The sequence below is a fragment of the Pseudoalteromonas luteoviolacea CPMOR-1 genome (assembly GCF_001625685.1).
Lineage (GTDB): Bacteria > Pseudomonadota > Gammaproteobacteria > Enterobacterales > Alteromonadaceae > Pseudoalteromonas > Pseudoalteromonas luteoviolacea_K.
This window is the reverse complement of the sequence record NZ_AUYC01000002.1, coordinates 1-16,667: the sequence shown is the minus strand read 5'-3', so window position 1 is coordinate 16,667 and position 16,667 is coordinate 1. Positions and strand designations below refer to the sequence as shown.

14 protein-coding genes and 2 pseudogenes are annotated in these 16,667 nt (G+C 40.6%); 10 read left to right on the top strand and 6 right to left on the bottom strand.

Translation table 11 applies throughout. The features are described from left to right. Nucleotides 1–24 precede the first annotated feature (24 nt). Nucleotides 25–2,247, bottom strand: a complete 2,223-nt coding sequence (locus tag N473_RS00510) for a M14 family zinc carboxypeptidase (protein ID WP_063366270.1) — start codon at nt 2,245–2,247, stop codon at nt 25–27. 593 nt (nt 2,248–2,840) lie between these two features. Between N473_RS00510 and N473_RS00505 the strand changes: the two genes are divergently transcribed. The 3 genes and pseudogenes from N473_RS00505 (at nt 2,841) to N473_RS00495 (ending at nt 4,226) form a co-directional block, all read left to right on the top strand. Continuing rightward, complete coding sequence (locus N473_RS00505; protein WP_063366269.1) at nt 2,841–3,230, top strand: VOC family protein; 390 nt, start codon at nt 2,841–2,843, stop codon at nt 3,228–3,230. Between the two features lie 158 nt (nt 3,231–3,388). After that, nucleotides 3,389–3,847, top strand: coding sequence for a GNAT family N-acetyltransferase (locus N473_RS00500; RefSeq protein WP_063366268.1), 459 nt, complete (start codon nt 3,389–3,391; stop codon nt 3,845–3,847). A gap of 90 nt (nt 3,848–3,937) precedes the next feature. Beyond that, nucleotides 3,938–4,226 (top strand): annotated as a pseudogene (locus N473_RS00495) (2OG-Fe(II) oxygenase). An 11-nt stretch (nt 4,227–4,237) separates the two neighbouring features. Here N473_RS00495 and N473_RS00490 read toward each other — a convergent pair. Continuing rightward, complete coding sequence (locus tag N473_RS00490) at nt 4,238–5,326, bottom strand: linear amide C-N hydrolase (protein ID WP_063366267.1); 1,089 nt, start codon at nt 5,324–5,326, stop codon at nt 4,238–4,240. Nucleotides 5,327–5,457: 131 nt separating this feature from the next. After that, complete coding sequence (locus N473_RS00485; protein WP_063366266.1) at nt 5,458–6,333, bottom strand: LysR family transcriptional regulator; 876 nt, start codon at nt 6,331–6,333, stop codon at nt 5,458–5,460. 152 nt (nt 6,334–6,485) lie between these two features. On the opposite strand from N473_RS00485, the gene N473_RS00480 reads away from it, so the two are divergent. Both N473_RS00480 and N473_RS00475 read left to right on the top strand, forming a co-directional pair. Beyond that, nucleotides 6,486–7,160: a type 1 glutamine amidotransferase domain-containing protein gene (locus N473_RS00480; RefSeq protein WP_063366265.1), complete on the top strand. Its 675-nt coding sequence runs from the start codon at nt 6,486–6,488 to the stop codon at nt 7,158–7,160. Nucleotides 7,161–7,171: 11 nt separating this feature from the next. Further along, nucleotides 7,172–7,780, top strand: a complete 609-nt coding sequence (locus N473_RS00475) for a glutathione S-transferase family protein (protein ID WP_063366264.1) — start codon at nt 7,172–7,174, stop codon at nt 7,778–7,780. A 37-nt stretch (nt 7,781–7,817) separates the two neighbouring features. On the opposite strand, the gene N473_RS00470 is transcribed toward N473_RS00475, so the two are convergent. Then, on the bottom strand, nt 7,818–10,274 hold the full coding sequence (locus N473_RS00470) for a M1 family metallopeptidase (protein WP_196766344.1): 2,457 nt from the start codon (nt 10,272–10,274) through the stop codon (nt 7,818–7,820). 315 nt (nt 10,275–10,589) lie between these two features. Then, nucleotides 10,590–10,814: a hypothetical protein gene (locus N473_RS00465; RefSeq protein WP_063366262.1), complete on the bottom strand. Its 225-nt coding sequence runs from the start codon at nt 10,812–10,814 to the stop codon at nt 10,590–10,592. A gap of 428 nt (nt 10,815–11,242) precedes the next feature. Here N473_RS00465 and N473_RS00460 point away from each other — a divergent pair, with 428 nt between their 5' ends. Together N473_RS00460 and N473_RS00455 are read left to right on the top strand one after the other, a co-directional pair. Next, entirely contained in the window at nt 11,243–12,064 is an 822-nt protein-coding gene (locus N473_RS00460; RefSeq protein ID WP_063366261.1) for a substrate-binding periplasmic protein, read from the top strand. A 77-nt stretch (nt 12,065–12,141) separates the two neighbouring features. After that, nucleotides 12,142–13,464: a hypothetical protein gene (locus N473_RS00455; protein WP_063366260.1), complete on the top strand. Its 1,323-nt coding sequence runs from the start codon at nt 12,142–12,144 to the stop codon at nt 13,462–13,464. A 184-nt stretch (nt 13,465–13,648) separates the two neighbouring features. Here the strand turns inward: N473_RS00455 and N473_RS00450 are convergent. Beyond that, nucleotides 13,649–14,574 (bottom strand): annotated as a pseudogene (locus N473_RS00450) (integron integrase). 192 nt (nt 14,575–14,766) lie between these two features. Here N473_RS00450 and N473_RS00445 point away from each other — a divergent pair. The 3 genes from N473_RS00445 (at nt 14,767) to N473_RS00435 (ending at nt 16,559) form a co-directional block, all read left to right on the top strand. Next, nucleotides 14,767–15,657, top strand: a complete 891-nt coding sequence (locus tag N473_RS00445) for a hypothetical protein (protein ID WP_063366259.1) — start codon at nt 14,767–14,769, stop codon at nt 15,655–15,657. 82 nt (nt 15,658–15,739) lie between these two features. Continuing rightward, the gene (locus N473_RS00440) at nt 15,740–16,156 is read left to right on the top strand and encodes an acyl carrier protein (RefSeq protein WP_063366258.1); all 417 of its coding nucleotides are present in this window, start codon (nt 15,740–15,742) and stop codon (nt 16,154–16,156) included. Nucleotides 16,157–16,274: 118 nt separating this feature from the next. Next, entirely contained in the window at nt 16,275–16,559 is a 285-nt protein-coding gene (locus N473_RS00435; RefSeq protein ID WP_063366257.1) for a hypothetical protein, read from the top strand. Nucleotides 16,560–16,667: the final 108 nt, after the last annotated feature.

Here is a 16,667-nt window from a genome sequence, read left to right as displayed (position 1 = left end):
GATGCTGAGCATTATATCGTTGTTTTAGTTTACGGTGATAAATTGATAGGTTTCATTGTATTGCCCATCATTGTCTCGAACTACAAACGCCACTCTGTATTCCCCAGCGGTTGGGAAGGTAAATGTCTCTTTTACCTTGCCAGGCAAATACATTGCGTCTGCACCAAATCGCCATAGTCTTTCTACAATATGGCCGTCAGGATCAGAAGCACTTGATGAGTCAAATTCACATATGAGACCTGCACATTGATAGGTAAAGTTTGCAATTGGTACATACTTGCCATCTAAATCAAAAACAGCATGTTTCACTGCGGAAATATCATTGGCATCTTCTACCACAAGCGTGACGTAGTAAGTTCCTGCCATTTCATGAACATATTCTATTTTTTCACCTGTGTACTCTTCGCGGGATATTTCAGAGCCAATAAACCAACGGTATTTTAAGCCTGGTTTATCATCCGTGCTCTTTGATGCGTCAAATTGGCAACTACCATAGGTGCAAGTAGGGATAAAATCAGCAACAGGCGCTTTATTTTGTGCACTTGCATCATCATCAATCGTTAAGTATTTCGCATATTTAACACCCCATTGACCGGTAACATCTTGAGCTTTGAGTATTAAAGTATAACGACCATCATCCCAGTTACTTGTATCGAGTGCGTAGTTTAACTGCTCTCTCGGTGAGTCATAAATACCATCGGCTGCAGGGAGTTTAAGTTTTTGTACAACGCCTTCACCTTGCTTTTTGATTACTAGTTTTACTTTTTTGACAGCCTGGCTTGGTGGTAATGGTGTATAAGATTGATTGCCAAAAAAATCATCATAAATACCTGCGGTTAAATTGATGGGGGTACCTGGTGGTACTGCAACATCACCGGCTCCTTCTAATTTATAATCAAGTATCTGAGGGCCGCCTGATATTTTATAAGGCGCTTTTGCAACTTTTGCGGCGTAAATCAGGGACTTTAATGTGTTGGGGAAGATTTCACCTTCAAAATTGCCACAGTGCTCAAAAAACTCTCTTCCCAGCTCATAGGTAAAAGATGCTACACCTAATTGGCCATAGGCATAGCCTCCGGCAGAACCGCCAACATGAAAGCGGTTGCCGACCTGATAAGCCACATAGCCACTATAGGCAGCCAGTCGATGTCCTAACATGGATAAACCCGCTGAGTTGGGTGGTGGGGTACGTAAGTGTGACCATGGCCACATGACCATACCACCAAAACTATGAATATCTAAAAATAGCCCAGCTGTATCTAGCGGTGCGGCGTCTGTGTCTAGGTCTCCGCGATTATCTTCAAAAATACTGTTGATATAGTTTTGTATCACTTTTGTCTCTGGTTCAGATGCTGCTACTGGACCTTGGTATGTATTAGAGCATTGTTCATCTGAGGAATAGGGTGTTGAGTTCCAGGCAAAGTCGAAATTACGATTTAAGTCAGCGCCAATTTGCTCTTCGTTTGTAGCGCAATACGCGGTGTTGGTGTTCTTTCGCCATTCTTTACCAAGCTCTGCATATTTTCGACCGTCAGGGTTGGCTATCAGTAAAATATGAATTTCTCGCTGGTTTAAAATCCACTTGATGTCAGGGTTGGTGCGTCGATTTTCTAGCAAGTGCTGTGCAAACTTGATGGTTGTTGCGCCTGCTGTATATTCTCTGGCATGCAAAGCGCCTTGCATGTACATGGTGGGAAGTTTTTTGTTTTTGTTCCTTTTTTTATTTTTTATGACCAGCACTGTGAGGTCGTGGCCGCCAAGACCTTGTTCTTTTTTCCATGACTGTCCAATGTGCTTTAACTCGACAAAATTTGGATATTTTTTAGCGAGTTGTTCGGCAAGTTCATATGTTTCTTCAAGCGTTGGATAACATGGAAAATTAGGGATCCCTGATGTTTGTGTTGTGGTTAGTATACTTTGGTTCGCATTAACCAATTCATTTGCAGCACGGTTTATGGTTTTTGGAGGCGTGTGTTCTAAAATTACCGCACCAGATGAACGCGCCAATAAGAACTCTTGCTCGCTGAGTGATACAACTAACGCATTATGCAAACTCTCTACAATTTGCCCATGGTATTGCCTTGAATAAGTAACCCTTTGATCTTCATTGCTAAAATATAAGGAGTAATTTAAGTTGTTCGGTTGTTGCGCTCTAATATTGTTTTCAACATGAGTGTGTGAATGGGAAGGGAGTGTAAGTGCACCAAGTGTAGCGATCAGGCTAGTTTTTATTAGTGTTTTGATCATTTTTTCTCCTTAAATTGTGAGCCAGTTATTTTGATATTTCAGAGTGAATTAATGCGCCTTTTTGATTTATTTTGTTACATATATTAATTAGTGTGTAAATTGTTATTTTTGTTTCTTTACTTTTAATAGAGGTGTTTGTTTTTTTGGTTTAAAATTCATTCTTGAATTTATATATCTCAATTTTTCAATGTGTTAAGCTTCATTAAGCTAGTTATTTACTTCAATTCTTAAACCATATTTTTTGATTTTATTTACGTGATTTTATTAAGAAATTTATTTTCTCACCGAATTGTTGGCGTTGTAACTATCAAGATGAGCTCGGTAATTGCCGAGTTTTAAAAAGAATGGTGTTGTATATGCTTTTAGCTTAGTTCAATGCATATTCGAGTGTTTTTATAAAGATGACATGCACAGCAAAGCCCGCTTTTATTGGATGTATATACTGTGGATATGGTCATTTTATAACTTGCTTTTTTGATAAAGTAACACCATGATTTTTATTCTTATTCTAAGGTTTTTGTGTTGCTATTGGAGCATAACAACGTTGTTGCTCTATATTGTTATGGTGATAAACATTAAGTGGGTTTTTAAATATGTTGAAAGGCATTCATCATGTTGCAATTATTTGCACTGACTATGCGGCTTCTAAAGCTTTTTACACGGACATTCTCGGTTTTAAAGTGCTTGCTGAAAACTATCGTGCACATAGACAGTCATATAAGTTAGATCTGGCACTACCTGATGGTACACAAATAGAACTCTTTTCATTTCCTAACCCACCCCAGCGCCCCAGTCGCCCAGAGGCTGCTGGACTTCGTCATTTGGCATTTGAAGTTCAAGACATCGACGTGGTGATTACACATTTGCATTCACATCATGTTGTAACAGAGCCTGTTAGAGTGGATGAATATACACATAAGCGCTTTACCTTTTTCCAAGACCCTGATGGGTTACCCTTGGAATTATATGAGGTCAAACGTTGAGTAAACGCCAGGTACGCTGTGCTTATATCTACGTCGTTACAAAGCGGATCAGCATAAGTGAGAGGGTCTTAATAGAGTAGCCAGTGATGGGCTGTTTATGTCAGTATAAATTCAAGTTATTAAGGATAACTTTGTAATATCATAAAGGAGCGAGCACGATGACTATTATTAGAGTAGCAACGCAGACCGACTTATCAGGCATTATGCAATTGTATAAAACACTCAGACCCAATGACCCGGATGTGTCAGATGGTGCTTTGAATTCAGGTTGGCAAACTATAGACAACGATACGAATAACCATTTGATTGTGGCAGAGCTTGAAGGGCAGATTGCCTCGACATGTCAGCTATCGATAGTGCCTACTTTAACAAATGATATTCGACCTTATGCAGTTATTGAGCATGTGATAACTGGCACGCAGTTTCGGCGTAGAGGGCTTAGCAAACAAGTCATGCAAACAGCTCTTGAATTGGCTTGGGGGCATGGTTGTTATAAAGTGATGTTGTTATCTGGCGAAGCGCGCGCAGCTGCGCACAAAGTATATGAAAGCGTGGGGTTCATCTCAGGGACTGAACGCGGTTTTGTGATTAAAAATCCTCATTTGGTTAAGGGTTAATGTCTCGTGATTTAAAGAGAACTTGGGGGCGGTGTGCTGAAACACTTATTTAGATGGCAAGTTGGACGGCAAAAATCAGGTTATCAAAAGATGTTGCTCTTAGGGGCCCGTTGGCCCATTAAGTTTGATGTTTATTTGCTAAAGTTCCCAGAGGGGTGTGAAGTACCAGAGCATGTAGATGAAGTCTCTTCAGGTCGTCATTTTAGATTGAATCTGGTATTGAAAAAAGCCAACAAAGGGGGGGGAGTTTGTGTGTCAGACACCACTTTACGAGTCAGATAGAGTTAAGTTTTTTCGACCTGACAACTGCGTGCATGCAGTGACTCAAGTTGAGCAGGGAAGTAGGCTATTACTCAGCATCGGTTGGATCCGACGCTGAGCGAATTTGAGTTAGGCCCCAATACGGCATATCTCATCTGGGATGAATAAGTTGGGGCTATATGGGTCGAGCACCGGCGTAAGTAGCTCGTTGACTTGACCTTCATAGCTATTATTGATGACCTGATTGTCTGAGCTGATGGTGACCATATCTAAACGCTTCACTGGCTCATTAAAATCAAATGTATGTAGGTCCACCCAAATGGTATTGGCGGTGCGAGCATTACTGAAGTAATATTTTTGCTCGCTGTGGTTTACTAACGTTGTCCAAAGCGTATTTGAGATATTGGGGCTTTCAGTCATTTGCACATTATACCCAAGCGGTACACAGGCATTCGCGACAATTGACTTTGCTTGAGCGAGTGCTTCATCATGGCTGGTTGGGGCATTCATATGGCTAATATAGAATAATGCGCGTTCAAATCTGTCTGCAGAAAATGGTCCGCCTGGTATGGTGTGGCTGGCGGCAATATTGTCATCTGACCATTGCCACTTCCAATACGCATCAATTTTTAATTGCTTGTCATAACTTGGGTCGTTGGTCATCACGACATAGTCATCGTTGCTGTGAATGTAAAACTGACCGTTGTACACTTCGATGATGGCAGAGTTACCTGTTACATCCGATACAGATAGGTGTAACGTTGCAGGTTTGCCATCACTGTTTGGCACATCTGCTGGCACCAACTCAATTTTTTGTTGTTCGAATTCGCTGACAACTTCTTTTACAAACACGAAATTATCTAAAACATATTGCACCCAACGCAGCACGCTCAGTTGTCCTTCTTTGCAAGGCTGGTCTTTCGTATAGGTGGCATTGCAATCGTAGAGTACGTTTGCGGCCAGACCCATAGAGTTCATGCCATCAGAAGATGCCCAGCCACTTTGCTCATCACCCACCATGGCAACGACACTGGCGTATTTTGAGCACCATTTTAGCGCTTTTTCGTTATCTTGTTTGTTATCAGAAATGGGCATGCCTATTTTGTTTAGGCCTTTATCAAAGGTAAATAAGCTAGTAGGTAAAGGGAACATCCAGTCCATGTTTCTAGCTGTTGCAATGTACTTGCGATTGAGATTATTTAGTACTCGAGTACACATCGACTTTCTCCTTAAACACGCTTTAAGCGGATTAATATAGGTTGATATCATCTTTGATGGTAATCGCGAGCATAAAGAAAAAACATTACATGTTATAACAGCTTACCTTGCCCTAAATAATACAAAATAGGTTAAAAGTCTTTAAAGTGTGCTAGTAAATAATCGATGGCCAAACGCGTGCGCAAAGGTTGAAACTGCCGATTTTGATACACAATCCAGCTGGTTGCACCTGAGCTCCAAAATGGCTTTAAAATAGGTGTGAGTTGCTGTGAACCAATGGCATTATCAAAAGTTCGTTCTGGCATATAGGCGATGCCAAGTCCTTGTATACAGGCAGACACCACAACATTGGCATTATTACTACGCCAGTTGCCTTTTACTTTAAAGCTTTGCTTGTGACCGTCGACCAAGAATGACCAACTGTCGTTATTAGCAATAATACAGTTATGTTGCTTTAGCTCTGATGGATGTTTGGGTGTTCCATTTTGTTCTAGGTACTGAGGACTTGCCACAGCCATCATGTTACGGCTGATGAGCTTACGGGCAATTAAATTGGAGTCATGGAGTTCACCATACCGAATGGCGAAGTCGATACCATCCTCAACAAAATTAACCATACGGCTGTTAAAATCGATGTCGATAGATAGCTCTGGGTGTAGCTTAGCGAAAGCCATCAGTGCAGGTGCAAGGTAATTTTCGGCGAAGCCTCCAGCGGCACTGACACGCAGTGTGCCGCTAAGATTAAATTGCTGCTGCGCGAGTTGCTCATTGGCCTGCTGTAAACCAGTAATGAGCTGCTTACATTGTTGGTAATAAAAGGTACCATTCTCAGTGAGGTTGATTTGCCGTGTTGTTCTGGCAAATAGGCTGCAACCTACACGCTGTTCTAGTCGGGAAACTTGCCTACTAATGTGGCTTGTGCTGCAATTGAGCACCTTGGCTGCCGACGAAAAACCGCCGCTTTCCGCAACAGCGACGAATTCAAATACGCCTTCAAAGCTATCCATCAAATAACGCCTATTCTTAAGTTTTAGCTTGAACAATGCAATGTGCACTTTTGCTAAATAGCAAAAGTGTTTAACTGAATTAGCTAATTATCATTTATTTAGAAAAAATATACAGTAGTTGTCCACATAACTTAAGCCAAAGGACAAAAGAGATGAAAAAAGTGCTCATTCCCGTCACAAATCATGCGACTTTGGGTAACACAGAACAGCCCAATGGAACATATGCCCCAGAACTCACCCATGTTGTTGCTGTGCTTAACGCGCATCAAATTGAGTTTGATATCGTATCACTTAAAGGCGGTAAGGTGCCGTTATATGGCACGGATATCGAGGACGATCATGTAAATAGCGATATTTTGGCTGATGCCGCATTCATACAAAAAGTTGACAATACGCAGCTCATTGCAGAGGTAAATATCGATGAATACGATGCTATTTTTTACCCTGGCGGTTTTGGTCTGTTAAGCGACTTGGCGACAGATAAAACCATGGGCGCATTGGCGGCGAAGCACTACGAATCAGGCGGCATTATCTCGGCTGTGTGTCACGGCCCTGCTGCCTTACTGCCTATTACTTTGGGTAATGGTAACGCGCTGATCGCTGATAAAAAAGTGACGTCATTCACGCGAGAAGAAGAAGTCGATTTTGGTACCATTGATGACATTCCATTTTTGTTAGAAGAGTCCTTAACGAGGTTGGCGGCGCAGTTTAATAAAGTACAGCCGTGGCAGAGCTTTACAGTAGAAGATGAGAGAGTCATCACAGGGCAAAACCCAGCCAGTGCACATGCAGTCGGCGAGTTACTTGTAAATAAACTGACTGGGTAAGGAGTTAAGTAATGATTACCGTTCATCATTTAAACGAATCCCGTTCGACACGAGTTATTTGGTTGCTCGAAGAGCTTAAGATGCCTTTTGAGGTCGAGCATCATCAAAGAGATGAAAATACCAAGCTGGCGCCATCTAGTTTAGGTAAAGTACACCCACTAAATAAAGCGCCTGTGATTGAACATAATGGTCACGTATTGTGTGAGTCAGGTGCAGTTTTGGAGTACATTCTAGACCAAAGTAGTGAAGGTTTACTCCGTCCTGCCAAAGGTGATGATACTTACTATGCGTACTTAGAGTGGCTGCATTTTGCTGAAGGATCGCTGGGTTTACCTGTGATCACTTATTTACTGATGCAAATGGAAACGCGTACTGGTGACGCGCCGCTCGATGGGTATATTGGCAAGGAATTGAATTTAGATTTGGCCTATATAGACGAGACGCTTGCTAAGCGCCCCTACTTTGCGAGCGATGCATTCAGCGCTGCGGATATTATGATGACCATTTCATTAGAAATTGCTGACAACTTAAAGTTACTCGATAATCGACCGCATATTCAAGCTTTCCTTACACGTGTTCAAGCGCGTCCAGCATACCAAAAAGCCCGCGCTTTTGGATGAGACTAAAAAGAGCTGTTAACAGCTCTTTTTATACTACTTAATGTATTGATGTGATGCCTTGGTTTATCTTTTTGGTTCTCTCGATGCATTGGTCAATATTATGCACAACGACATTAAGTTTGTCTCTCAGTCCTTCAATATGCTTCCATCCCTGAAACAAGCTAATCACCGCATGCTTTTGTGTTTTTGAGCAGGCTGTCAGAAAACTGTATGGAAACCACTGCAATGAAGCGGCTGAGATCCGCTCTGCTATTTTTGTTTTTCTGTTTGCGATGAGGTCAGCAGCCACCACTCTGAGCGATGGGTTAAAAATGGGGTATTGAAAGTTGACATCGATGACCATACCCGTTGTTGCGTCGCTAAGCAGCAAGTCATAGTAATAGGTTGTTTTTTCTGCATTGTTGACATACCCCAGTGCGGGTAACATGCCGCTTTTTATATTGTTCGGCATCTGTTTAAATTGTGCGACCAATTCTTGGTACTGTGTATCTGTGGTACTACTCGCGAGTACAGCAATCATGTTATGAAAATGCGTATGTTGTTGGCTGTTTGGCATCTCGTAATAGTATTTGGCAGCGCTGATGGCTGCGGTGTTTTGTAAGTAAAGACCAAAAAACTGTAGTACGTCACCACCGTAGGGTGTTGTCATTAGGTCTTCCCAGTTTGGTTGATGTGTCAGCTTTTTACTCAAATAGTGCGCAAATTGTCGCTGATGGCCAAGTTGTACATGGTCAATGAAAGCGTATTGAAGCTCTTTGAGTAGTGCATTTGCCTGCTCAGAATCGAGCGCAAGCTGATTTAATTCTCGAATGACACTGTCAATGTAGGCCATGTAGTCAATATGGCCACTGATTGCAAGAGATTGTTGGTTGTCTCGATAGGAGGCTTGTTCTTGCGGGCTGAGTTGTTCAAATGGAAACTCGGCGAGTCCTGTGTCATCAACATAGCGAAAGTACCCAGCGCCATCTGTATCGAGGAAAACGCTTTGAACATTGTGCGGGAGTTTAATCAGAACTTGCTCACCTTCTAAGATTGCCTTGTGTGTTAAGGCTTGTTTTCCGTTCCACGTTTTTATCGACACTGGGATAGTCCAAAGTATATCGCTTCTGTTTAATATATCGTTTTGTGTTAAGACATATTGGCCACCTTTTTTGGTTAAGGTTACAAGTGGGTAGCCGGTATTTTGGGTAAAACTGGTGACCATGTTTTGGAGTTTATTATCCGACAATAAAGCCAAAAACTGGCGTGTGCTGACATTTTTACCAGCAAATTTTTTCACATAGAGTTGCAACCGCTGCTGAAGTGCATGTTCACCATAGGCTTGCTCAAGCATCTCTAGAATAGCACGACCTTTGGTGTAATAAAGTTGGCCATAAGCAATAGTATCTTCGCGTGTTTTAACATCAAAAATCAGTGGAACAGCATGGTCATTGTCGTCATTGAATGCTTTTACTTGCGGGACATAGCTACAAGCAGCGATATCCGAATAGAGTGATTGAATGACTTTAGCAGCAATAAACTCGGTAAAAGATTCATTGAGCCAATAGTCGTCATACCAAGCCATGGTGATGTCATTGCCAAACCAACTATGGGCGATTTCATGGGCGATGAGCTTTTTAAATTCGCAGTGGGCGCGTGGCGGTGCATTTGAATCGGGTATTTGGTTTTCATTTAATGACACTAGCCCTAGGTTTTCCATTGCTGCGACTGCGCCAAAATTGCCCACCACAAAGTCAAGCCGGCTGAAAGGGTATGGACTTTGTAAGTAGTCTTCGATAAATACCAACGAATCATTGACGACGTCTTTAAAGTATGGAGGCAGCTTAATTTGTGCACTTTCAGGACTAAATACTTTTGTCTTTAGTCGTGTGTTGGCCACGTTGTACTCAGCAAACTGACCAAGCGCCAGCGCGAGAATATCGGTATTCATATTTGGTGTCTTTGTAAACTCAACCGTCTTTAAGTTACCGTTAAATTTAATTGAGGCTGGTAGGGTATTGTGAAGCACTGTATATGATTTTGGGGTAGTTACCTTAAAACTAAATGTGGCTTTTTTATCGGGTTCATCGAATGTTGGGAAGACTCTACGCGCTTCCATAGATTGAAATTGAGACAACAAATAGACTTGACCTTGATCATTTTCAACTCGGTATATCCCTTCAACATGTTCAGATAGGTCAGCGCGATACGTAATTTTGAGTGAGGCTGTATCGCTTATTTCAATCGGTAAATTGTGTTTAATAATTTCATAGTGATTTGGCGCACTGAGACTAAGTGGGATCTCATTGCCCTGATATAGCAAAGAGACATGTTCGATAGCCAAGCCTTTACTGTGATACGCGAGTACTTTAGTCGGTTGCGTTAGTAAAACATTCAGGATTGTGGTGCCTGAAAAAGTGGTTTTATTTGGGTCTATGTGTAAATCAATGGATTGATGTTGGAGTTGGATGTGTTGTGGTAATCGATGCTCAAGCGCCGTAGCCGATCTGCACATAAACACGCTTATCAGTAAAGCCAGCATAAAAAGAGTCAGTTTTAAACGCATCTTATTCCCCATTGAATTTTTATTATTGTCATTTTTTCCATGCTCAAAGTTGAACCGGTTGGGCATGAATATTGTATTGGCATTTGGTTAAGCTAGTACATAAGAGATTGCTTTTTCAAATTAAATTGATACTAAAGTCTGTATTTAACAGCAAAAAGATAGGGGTAACAGATTTGTTTTGTCAGGTCTGAGGAGCTTAACTAGACTGTTGATAACAGGTAATAAAAAGCTCCGCGAGGGCGAAGCGATAGAATTTAAGCTTGTTTAGAAATTATCGTTTTTTTCTGTGTAATCAATGACAAATAGAATAAGAGCCAAAATAAGTGAAGCCGGTAATATTGCATATATAAAGCCATCAAATATTCGTTGAAAACTTAATTCATGCACTTCTCCATTCAGAGCCACTTTTAAAAATGTAAGCCCTGTTAAAATTCCAATACAAACAATAACCAATTTAACAAATATTCTAAAACTAGTTTTAAAACCCATTATTAATACTCAAACATAAATCGCTCATTACCTTTTCACTACCTTGCGTTGCAACCTTCGTATCTATCTTTCTAACATCAGATACTCCGAACTTAGCTATACCAAGTATTTTAACCCTGTTAGCACTGATTGTACTAACTAAACCACTAACAGCATATTTTTTACATTGTCATCAGTTTAGGAGTTTATTACTCCCTCCACATCAGCCAAAGACGCTGCAACTTGAGTCGCATAATCCGTTGCAGCGGCAATAAGTTAAGGTGGTACAGCAAACTGACCAGTAGGCTCAACCACCTTACTCGGGGCATTCCCTACATGAGCATTATGAATCACATTCAATAGCAAAAAATATCGGGGAAATAGATTTGTTTTGTCAGATAAGGCGAACTTAACTAAGCTTTTAATAAAGGTGTTTTTTAGGCGGTATAATGGTCCTGTTGTTGCGAGCATTGATCACAGTGGGTTTAATAATTAGCTTTGCTTGCCATGCAGGGACTAAAACGGTGTCAGTGATCACCTTACCTGATTACGCGCCATTTGGGTTTTTAGACAACGGAGATACCCATGTTGTAAAGGTGGCTCCTGGGGAGGACAGTCCAGTATTTAAAGGGTTTGCATGGGATGTGGTACGCGAGAGCTTTCATGAAATGGGCTACACAGTTGAGCTTTGGGTGGTCCCTTGGGCCAGAGCATTAACCTATCTTGATAATGGTCGTGTCGATCTGATATTCCCTGTGAGCATCAGTGAAGAGCGTTTAAAGATATATCGATACTCCAAAGAATACGTCAATACCGTTTTCTATCGTATTTATGTTTTAAAAGAACAACCCATAGAGTGGGAGTCGTTATCTACTCTAGGGGGAAAGACGATTGCGCAGATGCGAGGGTTTAATTATGGTCCCAAATGGGAGCAGGCAAATGATATTAAAAAATATGATGTAGGCGGTATATTTCAGGGGTTTGAGATGTTAAAAAGCAGAAGAGTGCAAGGGTTTGCTGGCTATGAAGGCGTTTGGGACATTGTCTTGCAGCAACACGATTTAGAAGATGACATCATTAAGTTACCTATGTTTGACAGTAATAAAGAGTTTATTGCCGCATCATACGGTAATCCGATGGCTAAGAAGTTGCTCAAGCAGTTTGATTTGGGCAGGCAGCGGATCAGCGAAAATGGCACTTTGATGAGAATAAAACACAAATGGTCTGGGTTGCTAAGTGAGCAATCTGAGGCACCCGCACAGCGAAACTAAACTCAATTCAAGAATTTGTTTTCAAGCAATTAAGTTGTTAGCCGATATTAAGATAAGACTGAATAATAAGGATTATTATGAAAGTATCGTCTGCAAATGGTGCATTGACTTACGCCTCAGTACCAGTGACCCCTTCTTATGAAAAACCGCACAATAGCGCTGTGAGTGCGGACACGGTTTCTTTGTCAAAGCAAGCTATTAATCGCCATCCACTTTTAAGTAAACCTGCATTTATTCAAGGTGCCGCGGATTTATCTGGAGTCGCACAGGGCAATGAAGTCGGTGAGGTGACAAGTTACAGTGGCTTGTCGTCACAAGCGCAGGTGGAGGAGTTTATGGCACTCTTTGAGAGAATGTCACCCTTGCATCAAATTAAGCTGCGGTACTTGCCTGTCGATGAGTCATTATTAACATTGGCAGATAAACTCACTGACCAGCAAATTGAGACTGTGATAGACAGCGTCTTTGCACTGTCAAAGCAATATGTGTCTCAGCAACAGAGCGGCAAAGAGCCAGTCAGCGATTATGTTAACAGCCTCAATGCTTTATCAGATGATAAATTGGCAGTGACCCTGGACTTAACCAAGTCTGTATTTGATTTGGGAGAGCAAGAGTTAGCTGATAGGGCACTTAGCAACCGCTATCCTGTTGGGGTTATGTGGGGCACTACAGAAGATAAGCGTTTGTATAAGCCTGATCAGGCGCACCCTACAGATGTGTTTATCACGCAAGAACCGCTTGGTGCAAAGATGATAGAAGACTTAACTCATGCGGCTCAAGCGTTCACCATGGGTGAACTTTCCCAGTTTAAACAGAGCATGGAGGGAAGAAGTTACCTAGCGACGCGTGGTATTTTGGATATGGCTGCGCTGGTGTCTGACAATGACAAAGAGAATCTATTTACATTATTAAGTGAAGAACATGCCCACACGGATGCGCTATTTAGTTTTTTTGGCACACAGTCAGACAAATTAGCGTTTACGTCTTTTTATCATGCAAAGCAGGGCAGTGATATTGATGATGAAAACGTGGTTAAACTTTATTATACCTACAATACCGATTCTGACATGCAGCGCGCAGCTATGATGGAGGATATGTTTAAATTGCATAGCCAGCAAGGACTAGAGTTCATCAATAGCGCAGTCAATATGTTGCAACAGACGAGTGCGTCACAAAGAAGTGATATATGGCAGCAGTGGCAGGGCGAGACTATTGGCGCTGATGCTGTGTCTTTAGATGATTTAGCATTGCAAATCGAGGCGAGTAAAGAAGATGAAGACGATAAAAAGCAGCAACTACGTAATGAAATACGTGAAAGCTTTAAATGGAACTTTGCTAACGGGTTTGATAGCGCCCTCGATGAGATTGCGGTGTTTAAAACTAATAAACCTGAGCAATGATTTGTTGGTTTTAGATGTGAATATTTGGCCTAACATGAGCAGACCAAATGTTCATTTTCTAAAAAGTTGAAAAAGCTTTAACTTGATCTATCAGATTTGATTAGTAGTATTCAGCCAAGCCTGAAAGTCACTTAAGTGCCAACAGCGGACTTTGAGGCGTAACTCGTTTCTGTCCCAAAACTAGCTAGAAAATTTTGCTCAAAGGGCTAACAACACCGTTTGCGCCTTGCTGTAAAACATGAGTATATATTTGCGTGGTCTTCACATCAGAATGACCAAGTTGAGTTTGCACGGTTCTGATATCTGCACCACCTTGTAGTAAGTGTGTAGCAAATGAATGTCTAAAAGTGTGGGGCGTTATAGGTTTTGTTATTTGTGCTTTTTTGGCTCTTTAACTGCTTTACGTACTCCTGTTTGATGAAAATGATGTCGGCGAATCTCACCAGTTTCAGGATCAGCACTTAACTTATATGAGGGAAATAGATACTGCCAAGCAATTGACTTATTGGCGTTAGGATATTTTCTTGCCAGTGCGTTTGGCATCCAAACACCAGCATAGTGTTCATTTTGGGAATCTAATTTTAAGTATTCGTCAGCCTGAGCAATTTGATTCCTTAGCAAAGGTATTAGTTCTGTGGCAAGTGTAACCACCCGATGTTTATTCCCTTTACTATTCCAGATCCGAATGCATTTGTAGTCAAAGTCAATATCCTGAACACGTAGTTGAACTGCTTCCATTACACGTAAGCCGCTACCATACATTAAACCTGAAATTAAATAATATCGTTTACTTAAAAACGACATGAGACGTTTAACCTCTTCAGGGGTCATAACTATTGGCAACTTAGATTGGCGTTTGCTTCTTACAAACGTCAGATTAGGACACAAATCCTGTTTTATGATTTGTTTATACAGAAAAGATAAGGCATTTAGCGCTGTCGCTTGTGTTTTAGGCGAGACATTACGTTTAAGTACAAGGTAGTCGAGATATTCGACAACCTCGTTATTGCCCATAGAGGCTGGGTGTCGCTTGCCATGAAAGTAAATATAGGAAGAAATCCACTTAAGATATGTATCAACGGTTCTGAGTGAATATTGCTTAGTCAACATAAACTCGACGATGTGGGTCGTTTTGATTCTTTTTATAATGTGTATAATGATTGAAAAATATAACTATAGCAACAAGTTAGTTATTGTGATAAAACTGGTACAATGAGAAAAATGACCCATGGCTCGGTAGAAAAACGACCCATTGGGTCGATATTAAATTGTTAGGCGAACAAATTCAATTATGGAGAGAACATGCAAGTAGAGTCCAAAAAAACTTTTGCCACTGGGTTTGTTCTAAACGAAGCCGAACTTCGTCGTATCGGTGATGACATTTTGAATCAATTCGAAAAATTGTCCGAATACAATGCCCCCATCATAAGTTACAAGATTAAATTTAAAAATGGTGCCATTGCAAAAATTGCTTCACTTGAGGAAGTATTATCGCAAGAGAACCTTGGGTCATCTCAAATTATCAGGCTTTCAATAAGCTATGTGGCAAAAAATGATACCGATGAAGACGTAAAGGTGTCAGTAGCTTTTCGTAATGCTGACCAAGACGATGAGTCGGGTTATACGTCAATGCAATACAGTATTCTAGGCAATTCCAGAGACTGGGTCTTTATTACTAGCACGCTTCTAGAAGAGCGTTTGGTCCGCATCAAACGATTTGCTCCCAATCAACTTGGGGAAGGCGGCTCTAGACGGTCTCCCTTTAGAGTTTTTTTACCGTTAATTATGACATTATTGATCGTGATACCAATGGCAATTTTCATGGAAGGATCTAAGAATAATGAAAATGCCAGTATCGGTATGAATCTGGAAGCGGCATACAAAGCTGGCGATATAGAAAACGCGACGGAAGCTCTCATATATATAGAAAAAGAACGTGAGAAACATAAATTAGAAAATAAGGAGCTGAGCATTGATAAAGCTATGCCTTTATTGTTTGGGTTCGGATTTTTAATAGCGCTTATTCTAATATGGCAATTCTTCATCAGGTATTATCTAGTTTATGTGTTCAACTGGGGAGACTATTCTGGTTACTTTGACAAATCGGAATCTACACGAAAATTTGTATTAATTGTGATAGTTGTCGGTGTTCTTGTTTCTTTTGTTGGTGGCAAACTTGCTAACATATATTAAAGATGCGCCTAACAAGGCGCTGCTGCCGGTCAATTTTTCCGCTACGCTCCAAAATTGCCGCAGAGCGCGGCGTTAGGTGCAAATGGAATATGCAGTTGTAATCATCATTTTGTTAATTGTCGCATTTATGTGGGCAAGAGTTGATGATAAGAAGCGAGAAGCTCAAATTGATAAAATTTTTGAGGGTAGAGATTCATTAGAACCTGAAGAATTTTACGAAAAATATTATGGTAGTACAGATATATCAAAAGCTATTGTAGTAGATATCTTGGTTATTCTCGAAACAGTGTTAGAAATTGAACTTTCAAGATTATTACCTAGCGATGATTTTTCTCAAAACTTAAGATATTTATTTGAGTTTGATTCTATGGCTGATGTCGATTTGGTGGAATCATTAGAGCGTAAGTTTTTGATTAAAATTTCAGATATAGAAGCTGAAAACATTAAAACAATTGAAGATTTGGTGATGTTTGTTAGCAATAAAGTAAATTGCACCTAACAAGCAATTCAACAGGGACTAAAAATCGCGGGCCGATTTTGCTTCGCAAAAATTTTAGCCCACAATTTTTAGCCCGTTAATAGGGCGTTAGGTTTTCATTGAGTTTGGATGTAAATTTATGAATGAGGATGAATTAAAAAAATATGAAGAGTATTTGTTAATTCAAAAAGAATGGGAAATGGAGCGATTTAATACTTTATTAAAAATTACCCCTCCATTACCACCGTGGATTGTATATCCTGATATTGAGCCATCTGATATGTTTTTTAGAATGGGTGACGGTGAGAGCTTAATTACTGATATACATATCTATTTAAAATATACTTCTGAAAACGAAAGGCTTCAGTATTTAAATAAATATAAAGAACCAACAGACTGGGTTGGGTTATACCCAAAAACCTAACAAATTAATTAAACAAAGGACGCAAAACAGCAGGCTTGCGCTCATTCTTCGCTAAGTTTAGCCTGCTATTTTCCGCCGTTTATTAAGGCGTTAGGTGAACATGAGATA